Origin of the sequence: Streptococcus sp. (assembly GCF_030825805.1) — a bacterium.
In the GTDB taxonomy this organism is placed as follows: Bacteria; Bacillota; Bacilli; order Lactobacillales; family Streptococcaceae; genus Streptococcus.
Window position 1 is genome coordinate 1 of sequence record NZ_JAPJPF010000059.1, and the last position, 7,879, is coordinate 7,879.

8 protein-coding genes are annotated in these 7,879 nt (G+C 44.5%); all 8 read left to right on the forward strand.

What is annotated here, in order from left to right:
• Positions 1–264 precede the first annotated feature (264 nt).
• The gene (locus RCH62_RS08040) at positions 265–906 is read left to right on the forward strand and encodes a hypothetical protein (protein WP_236128231.1); all 642 of its coding nucleotides are present in this window, start codon (positions 265–267) and stop codon (positions 904–906) included.
• A gap of 10 nt (positions 907–916) precedes the next feature.
• A complete protein-coding gene (locus RCH62_RS08045) occupies positions 917–1,654 on the forward strand; it encodes a hypothetical protein (RefSeq protein WP_306474984.1) in 738 nt (245 codons plus the stop codon).
• 21 nt (positions 1,655–1,675) lie between these two features.
• Complete coding sequence (locus RCH62_RS08050; protein ID WP_125335035.1) at positions 1,676–2,656, forward strand: hypothetical protein; 981 nt, start codon at positions 1,676–1,678, stop codon at positions 2,654–2,656.
• Between the two features lie 148 nt (positions 2,657–2,804).
• Positions 2,805–3,503, forward strand: a complete 699-nt coding sequence (gene dapD, locus RCH62_RS08055) for a 2,3,4,5-tetrahydropyridine-2,6-dicarboxylate N-acetyltransferase (RefSeq protein WP_306474985.1) — start codon at positions 2,805–2,807, stop codon at positions 3,501–3,503.
• 62 nt (positions 3,504–3,565) lie between these two features.
• Positions 3,566–4,699: an N-acetyldiaminopimelate deacetylase gene (locus RCH62_RS08060; protein WP_306474986.1), complete on the forward strand. Its 1,134-nt coding sequence runs from the start codon at positions 3,566–3,568 to the stop codon at positions 4,697–4,699.
• 12 nt (positions 4,700–4,711) lie between these two features.
• Complete coding sequence (locus RCH62_RS08065; RefSeq protein WP_061564452.1) at positions 4,712–5,251, forward strand: 5-formyltetrahydrofolate cyclo-ligase; 540 nt, start codon at positions 4,712–4,714, stop codon at positions 5,249–5,251.
• Positions 5,235–5,921 carry a rhomboid family intramembrane serine protease gene (locus tag RCH62_RS08070; protein WP_061564451.1) on the forward strand — a complete coding sequence of 229 codons (687 nt, stop codon included), beginning with the start codon at positions 5,235–5,237 and terminating at the stop codon, positions 5,919–5,921. The genes RCH62_RS08065 and RCH62_RS08070 overlap by 17 nt, the downstream gene beginning before the upstream one ends.
• 229 nt (positions 5,922–6,150) lie before the next feature.
• Positions 6,151–7,879 (forward strand): C69 family dipeptidase (locus tag RCH62_RS08075; RefSeq protein ID WP_306474987.1); only part of this gene is annotated, 1,729 nt, incomplete at its 3' end.

A 7,879-nucleotide genomic window follows, 5' to 3' on the forward strand; every position in this document is an offset into this window, starting at 1 on the left:
ACTCAACTGTGCGGAGGTGGGACGACGAAATCGAATTCTAACGAATTACCGATTTATGTCCCACTCTCTTCTCTATTCTAGCTAGGACTGGCTATTTATGGTATAGTAGGATATGTTGCTAAAGGAAATAGGCGTGAACAGTTGGACGGAAAGGGATACAGATTCGATCACAGAATGGATAATGTAAAGGAAACAATAAGAAAACATCTGAAGGCCCTCCTGGTTTTCATCCAAAAAAGAGGGATTGTTTTAGGAATCCTCGCAATGCTGGGAGTAGGCTATGAGCTTGCTGCTTCTGGGAGGCCACAAGAACAGCTGAATACAGACCAGCAAGTGACCTTTCATCAGGAAGAAGCTTATCTGCAGGACTTCCTGGCGAAATCAGATCACCCAGAAGTTGGGGTGAATTTGGAGGAGTTGCTGGAGTTTAAAATAGGAGATGCGACTGGTGGTCCAAGCACCAAGGGGACGACACCAGAGGCTCTGGTTAAAAAATTAGGGGGAGCCAAGCAAGCTCGACTCGAGTCAAAAGCTACAACGCAGCTCCTTCGTCTCAGCTATGGAACGACACAAGATGGACGAGATAGATACCAATTTGAATTTACCCATATGAAGGATGGCTACTATCTAACGGCTATTCAGGGCTATCAGCCAACTTCTAAGGATCATCTGGAAAGTAAACAGCTGAAAAAGGTAGCCTTTACCAATCTTGCTAGTGGGAAAGAGAAAACCGGCATGAAGCTTGAAGACATTTTACAAAAGATAGGCTTGCCACAATCATTGCTTTTGAATCATAAGGATGGCAAAACGGCTTTAGTCCTGACCTACCGTGCACAAGAGGGGCTCGTCTTTCTCACTTTGCAAGCCCAAAATGATGCTCGCTATCATCTAGTCAAGGTCGAATAAGGAGGAGTAAATGGATACAGTCATCAAGAAGTTAACAATTCCTAGTCTCCTGCTGCTAGCGCTCCTCCTAGGGATGGGGTTAGAGGTCCTTAGTCATCCACCGAAAAGTTCTACAGCGATAAGCGAAATAAGGAACTTGTCAACTTTTAAAGCGAAAGAATTTCAAGGGGAGCGACTCTTAAAAGAAACGAATGAAAAAAAGGATTCGTCATGGACCTTGGAACAGATCGAGCACATTCCTCTATCGATAAAGAACCAAAACGGTAGCCTGAAGCAGACTGGAAGTCGCCTGGAGACCCTTCTGAAGGAGATGGGCCACCCCCAAGAGAAAGTCCTCTTTCAATCTACAGCAAGCAAGCAAACCAGTCTCTCCCTCCTTTATCGTTGGGAGGACAGAGGCAAGGGAGCATCCATCCGTTTGCTTTTTAGCAAGGGGGCAGATGGGAGCTATCTGCTAGAAGAGATTGACGCGAGTCTGGCCAATCTAAATCGGGAGGGGAAAAAAGCTTTTTCAGAAAAGGTTTATCAAGGTTTGGAGCCTGGGGAAAAGATAGATCTTAAGGCATTGTTAGCCAACTATCAGGGCCTACAATCCTTCGTCCGACGCCAGATCGGGCCTGAACAGGAAGGTTTTCAATTATCCTATCAGGATGAGAAGGGAAAAACTTATTTATTGGAGCTGGAACATGTAGACGGTTCCTATTCCTTGTTGCGCAAGAGTCAACTAGATCCTAAGAAACAAAGTTAAGTAAAAAGAAGGGAAAATGGAATGGAAAAAGGTAGACAGATTCAAAGAGAATGGACTAGGTTCCCAAGTAGGAATCGGGAAGTGTCTGAGGTCTTTTCGGATCGTGGGCCTGAAGGAGAAGCTTTTGAAAGTCCCAGTCTTCGGAGCTATCAAAAAGGGGTAAAGAGAAGTGTCCGTGAGGATGCTTTTCGAGGAGCGGGCTTGCCCCGTTTTGGTTCTCTTTTTGCAGTTGCTGTGGGGATGGTTATCGTCTTTAGTCTCTCCATTATAGCGCTTGGTTATGTAAGCAGTTTTCTCAATAAGACAGAGCAGGATAGCCCAGTAAGTAAAAAACAGGACCGTCATTCTTTCAGTTCAACATCCTCTAAACAATCATCTGCCTCCTCTAGCCAACCATCAGAATCTTCTAGCCAAACAAAGGAAGAGAAGAGTGAGTCAGAAAAGAAATCGAAGCAGCTGACATCCGAAAATTCTCCCTATGTGGATGAAAACAATGGCGTTCACTCTTTTAGTTTGGACGAGTTGCTGAACTTGATCCATCATAAGAAATTAGAGTTTGTAACGCCGGAGGAAACGGTTGAACACTTTGGGAAAGCTTGGAATGGTAATTATTCCTATTTTAGCCCAGAACAACAAGGCACACATTTAACCTATAAACAGCCAGATCAATTTGGTTTTGTTTATATTAGTTTTAAGAAGATTGATGATACAGAAAAGATAACTAGTTTAAGTGTAGGTAACAATAAAAGTAAGCTAGGTGAACCTACCAAAACCACAGATGAATTTCAAGCTCTGATGCCTCAGGATGGGCAAGAAGGGATGGAGATCCGAGAAGCAGCTTCTCAATTGGGAAATCCAGATTCCATGATTTTTATTATTCTCAATCCTGGAGAAGTGGATACCATCGCTCTAGTCTATTCAACTACAGATAGCAAACGAGTCTATTTGTATTTTAACGAAAATTCGGATCAATACCGATTGAAAAAAATAGTGGTCCAATAGGAACCAAAATGACAGGAACTAACTGTAACCATTTGACTAGGTCGCGATTTAGTGTGTCCATTAAATTATGCTATAATAGTAAAATCAAAGAGTTTAAAAGGAGCCTATCTTCCTAGAGGACTGACTACATAGAACAAGAGGTATCGCCATGACTGCACAAAAAATGACTGCACAAGAGATTATCGCCTTTATCGGAAATGCAGAAAAGAAAACCAATGTAAAAGTAACCTTCGAAGGGGAATTGGCAGGATCTCTTCCAGCATCCGTTGTAAAACTAGGCAATGTCCTATTTGGAGACTGGAAAGAGATTGAGCCCCTTCTTGCTAACCTAACAGAAAACAAAGACTATATCGTAGAGCAAGATGGGCGTAATTCGGCAGTGCCTTTGCTAGATAAGCGTTATTTGAATGCCCGGATTGAACCGGGTGCGATCATTCGAGATCAGGTGACCATTGAAGACAATGCGGTAATCATGATGGGAGCCGTCATCAATATCGGGGCTGAAATTGGTGCGGGAACCATGATCGATATGGGAGCTATTCTTGGTGGCCGTGCAACGGTTGGTAAAAACAGCCATATCGGAGCAGGAGCAGTCCTTGCCGGTGTCATTGAGCCAGCCTCTGCAGAACCAGTCCGAATCGGGGATAACGTATTGGTGGGAGCCAATGCCGTCGTCATCGAAGGGGTTCAAGTTGGAAATGGCTCTGTCGTTGCGGCGGGTGCGATTGTTACCCAAGATGTGCCTGAAAATGTAGTGGTAGCAGGTATACCTGCGCGCGTGATCAAGACCATTGACGAACAGACGCAACAAAAAACAGCACTTGAGGATGCCTTGCGTAACCTTTAAGAGAATATAGAAGTAGGAAGCTGGGGGATACCTCGGCTTCTTCTCAAAAGAGGAAGACTGATATGACACTTGATTTAGTAAAAATTCGGCGGGACCTGCATCAAATCCCAGAAATTGGACTAGAAGAATTTAAAACACAAGCCTATCTCTTGGAGCGCATCGCAGAAATCACCGAGGGAAAAGAATTCGTCGAGCAACGGACCTGGCGGACAGGGATTCTAGTCTTTTTGAAGGGATCCGATCCAGAAAAGACCATTGGCTGGCGGACGGATATCGATGGACTGCCCATTATCGAGCAAACTGGCCTTGATTTTACCTCTCGCCACGAAGGTCGGATGCATGCCTGTGGCCATGATGTCCATATGACGCTGGCCTTGGGCTTGCTGGAGCAACTGGTCCAAGTACAACCGAAGAACAATCTCTTGTTCCTCTTTCAGCCTGCTGAGGAAAATGAAGCTGGAGGCATGCTCATGTATGAGGATGGGGTCTTTGGAGATTGGTTGCCTGATCAATTCTACGGTCTCCATGTCCGTCCAGACTTAAAGGTAGGCGAAATCGCGACCAGTCGGGGGACGCTCTTTGCAGGGACCTGTGAAGTGAAGCTGACCTTTAAAGGAAAAGGTGGACACGCCGCCTTTCCCCATGAAGCCAAGGATGCCCTTGTCGCTGCCAGCTATTTTGTCACCCAGGTTCAAACCATTGTCAGCCGAAATGTCGATCCTATCGAGGGAGCGGTTGTAACCTTCGGTTCCATGCATGCGGGAACGACCAATAATGTCATTGCGGAGACGGCCTTTCTGCATGGGACCATTCGGACTCTGACCATGGAAATGAACCTCTTGACCCAGAAGCGACTCGAGACGATTGCGAGAGGGGTTGCAGATGTTTTTGATATGGAGCTAGATCTTGAACTTAAGCAAGGGGGCTATTTGCCGGTGGAAAACAATCCGGACTTGGCAGATGAACTGATGACCTTCTTTGATCAAGCAGAAGATGTGACCTTGATTGATATCCTACCCGCCATGACTGGAGAGGATTTTGGATATCTCTTGTCAAAAGTGGATGGAGTCATGTTCTGGTTGGGAGTGGACAGTCCTTATGCCCTTCATCACCCTCAGATGAGTCCTAAGGAAGAAGCCCTGCACTTTGGTGTCAAGGCTATTAGTCCTTTCTTAAAAATGAAAGCCAACCAATAAAGAGAGATGTAAATGAAAGCAAGTATTCGAAAAAGTGTATTGAAGAAGATGAAAGGCTTGGAGCCGGAGAACAAGCGAAAGGCTGATCAAGCCTTGATCCAGCGGTTACGCTCTTTGTCAGCTTACCAAGAAGCAAGCGTGATTGCGACCTATTTGTCCTTCCCGCATGAGGTGGATACAAGTTTTCTCATTGATGCAGCTCAAGAAGATGGCAAACAGGTCGTCATCCCAAAGACCTATCCCAAAGGGCGCATGGAATTTGCAACCTACGATCCGCAGAAATTGAAACCAACCGCCTTTGGCCTCTTGGAACCAGAGGATGGGGCTCAAGCGGTAGATCAGTCGAAGATTGACCTGATCCATGTTCCTGGAGTGGCCTTTCAAAAGGATGGCTACCGTCTGGGCTATGGAGGAGGCTATTACGATCGCTATTTGGCAGATTTCGACGGAGCGACTGTCAGCACCATCTATGCCTGCCAGGAAGTAGACTTTGCACCTGCCCCTCATGATATTCCAGTACAGGAGGTTCTTGTGGATGAATCAACTATTTGATAAGAAATACCCAGTGACCAGTAGCTTGCTTCTGTTAACAACCGGCGTTTTTCTATCCATGTTATTGCTTCGTGGCTTTGATTATGAATCGGTCCAAGCTGTCTATGATTTTGGAGGTGTATTAGGAGATGAAATCCAGGTGGATCCGAGCCAGAGCTGGCGTTTGCTTGCTGCCATGTTTGTTCATGTTGGCTTGCAGCACTTTGTTTTGAACATGGTTACCCTTTATTTTATCGGTAGAATCGCAGAAGATCTATTTGGCTCGAAGGCCTTCTTAGCCCTTTACCTCTTATCTGGCTTGATGGGCAATCTTTTTGTCTTGGTCTTTTCTCCAGAAGTCGTCGCAGCAGGTGCTTCTACAGCCCTAGCTGGACTCTTTGCTGCCATTGTCAGTTTACGCTTCATCGCTCGAAGTCCCTATATTCGCTATCTGGGCCAACGTTACACTGCCTTGATTTTGATCAATATCCTCTTTAGTTTCATGCCGGGGATCAGTCTAGCCGGTCATCTAGGAGGCCTGGTGGGAGGAGGGATTCTAGCTTTTGTCTTTCCCATCTATGGTGAGCGAGATAGCGTGAAGAAAAGCTGGCGCTGGGGAGCCCTGATCCTTTATACAGTTGGGGCTATCCTTCTTTGTGCTTGGCCTTTTATCTTTCATCCCTTTTTTTGATTTGTAGCACATTTGTAAATTATCTGAAAACTGAGTGAAGTCTCAGTTTTTTTGTATATATTTCTCAAAAACGGTAGAGAAAGCAAAAAATATTACCAATAAATGAATAAAAACGTAAAAAGAAAGCGCTTGCAATGTTGATTCAAAAGGAGTAGACTGGTGGTATATAAAACCTTCTTGTGTCCAAAAACCGTTTGAGGACATAAAATAAGCAAAAAGGAGATTTGCAATGAAGAAATGGTTGTTTAAACTAGCTTTGGTAGCGATGACGTTCTTACTCCTACCAATTCAAGCCGTTCAGGCCTGTTGTGGATTTATCATTGGCCGCCAGTTGACCAAGGATGGTACCACCCTTTTTGGTCGGACTGAGGACTATCCTTATTATCCAAATGGTGGAAAACACAACAAAAACTATGTTGTTGTCGATGCCAAGACCTATAATGAGGGAGATCAAATCGAGGATGAATCCAATGGATTTACCTACCCGCATGCTGCCAACGAAATGAAATACACAGCTACTTATGATTCTGCTCGTGGTGACGGTAGTAATGGTGCTTTCGGGGAACACGGTTTTAATGAGGCCGGTGTATCCATGACTGCGACAGTAACAGCTATTCCAAATAAGAAGGTCTTGACAACGGATCCTTTGAAAGCGGATGGACTTCCAGAAGCTGCTATGCTGGATGTCATCTTGCCACGTGTTAAAACTGCCCGCGAAGGGGTTGAATTACTGGCTAAAGTCATTGAAGAAAAAGGTTCAGCTGAAGGGAACGTGGTCGTTTTTGCAGACCAAAATGAAACTTGGTATATGGAAATTCTATCTGGTCACCAATATGTAGCGGTGAAGGTGCCAGAAGATAAATACGCAGTCTTTGCAAATACCTACTACCTAGGTCATGTTGATTTGAATGACACTGAAAATGTCATTGCCTCTAAAGATGTAGAAAAAGTAGCCAAGGAATCTGGCAACTACAAGACCGATAAAGATGGAAACTTCCATATTGCTAAATCTTATGGACCAGAAAAATATGCTGAAGGAGACCGCTCACGGACCTATGCAGGTATTACCTTGCTAGATCCAGACTCTAAAGTCACCTATGAGGATGATGAGTATGAGCTCTTCCGTTCACCAACCGATCCAAACAAAAAATACACTTTAGAAGATGCTTTTGCCTTGCAACGGAACCGTTTTGAACACTTGAATGGACGCTTTGTACCAGATGATCAAATTGGCGTGAAGAAACAAGGTGACGATGGTAGCAACGATACTGTTCGTAAAGACCAATACAAATATGCTTTAGGAAACGAAAATGTAATCGATGCCCATGTCTATCAAATCAATCCAAATCTTCCAAAATCATTTGGTGGAACTGTATGGATAGGTATGGGACCTTCACGGAATACCCCTTATGTTCCATTCTATGGAAATGTAAAGGATACTTACGAAGCTTTTAAACCTCAAACAGCTACTTATGATCCAAATTCATGGTATTGGACAGTTTGGCACATTGACCAAATGGCCATCAATAACCAAGATCTCTTTGGAAAATCTATCCAAAATCATTGGAAAGCACTAGAAGAACAGCTCATTATTGAACAAAAAGTGAGTGATGCAAAATATGCTGCCTTGAAAGCTGATGAAGCAGCTGCAAAAGGGGCAGAGGATCAAGTGACTGCCGAAGCAATAGCGCGTTCTGAACGTCTGTTCAAACAATTTAAACAATATGAAGCTGAACTTTCAGCTACCTTGAAAGAAGCAGGTAGAACGGATGATCCATACCGGGCATCTCTTCCAGATGATTACAAGGATCCAACGGACGCAACCACGACAACAGCTCAAAGTACCGATCAAAGTAGGGATGAAACCACGACAAGTGAGCCAATTACCGATCCAAGTAAGGAAGCAACCACGACAACAGCTCAAAGTACCGATCAAAGTAGGGATGAAACCACGACAA

Bases quoted from the DNA above. Each gene is read 5' to 3' on its own strand.
- RCH62_RS08050 (WP_125335035.1), top strand. From the start codon at position 1,676: ATGGAAAAAGGTAGACAGATTCAAAGAGAATGGACTAGGTTCCCAAGT.
- RCH62_RS08040 (WP_236128231.1), top strand. From the start codon at position 265: ATGCTGGGAGTAGGCTATGAGCTTGCTGCTTCTGGGAGGCCACAAGAA.
- RCH62_RS08065 (WP_061564452.1), top strand. From the start codon at position 4,712: ATGAAAGCAAGTATTCGAAAAAGTGTATTGAAGAAGATGAAAGGCTTG.
- dapD (WP_306474985.1), top strand. From the start codon at position 2,805: ATGACTGCACAAAAAATGACTGCACAAGAGATTATCGCCTTTATCGGA.
- RCH62_RS08060 (WP_306474986.1), top strand. From the start codon at position 3,566: ATGACACTTGATTTAGTAAAAATTCGGCGGGACCTGCATCAAATCCCA.
- RCH62_RS08045 (WP_306474984.1), top strand. From the start codon at position 917: ATGGATACAGTCATCAAGAAGTTAACAATTCCTAGTCTCCTGCTGCTA.
- RCH62_RS08070 (WP_061564451.1), top strand. From the start codon at position 5,235: ATGAATCAACTATTTGATAAGAAATACCCAGTGACCAGTAGCTTGCTT.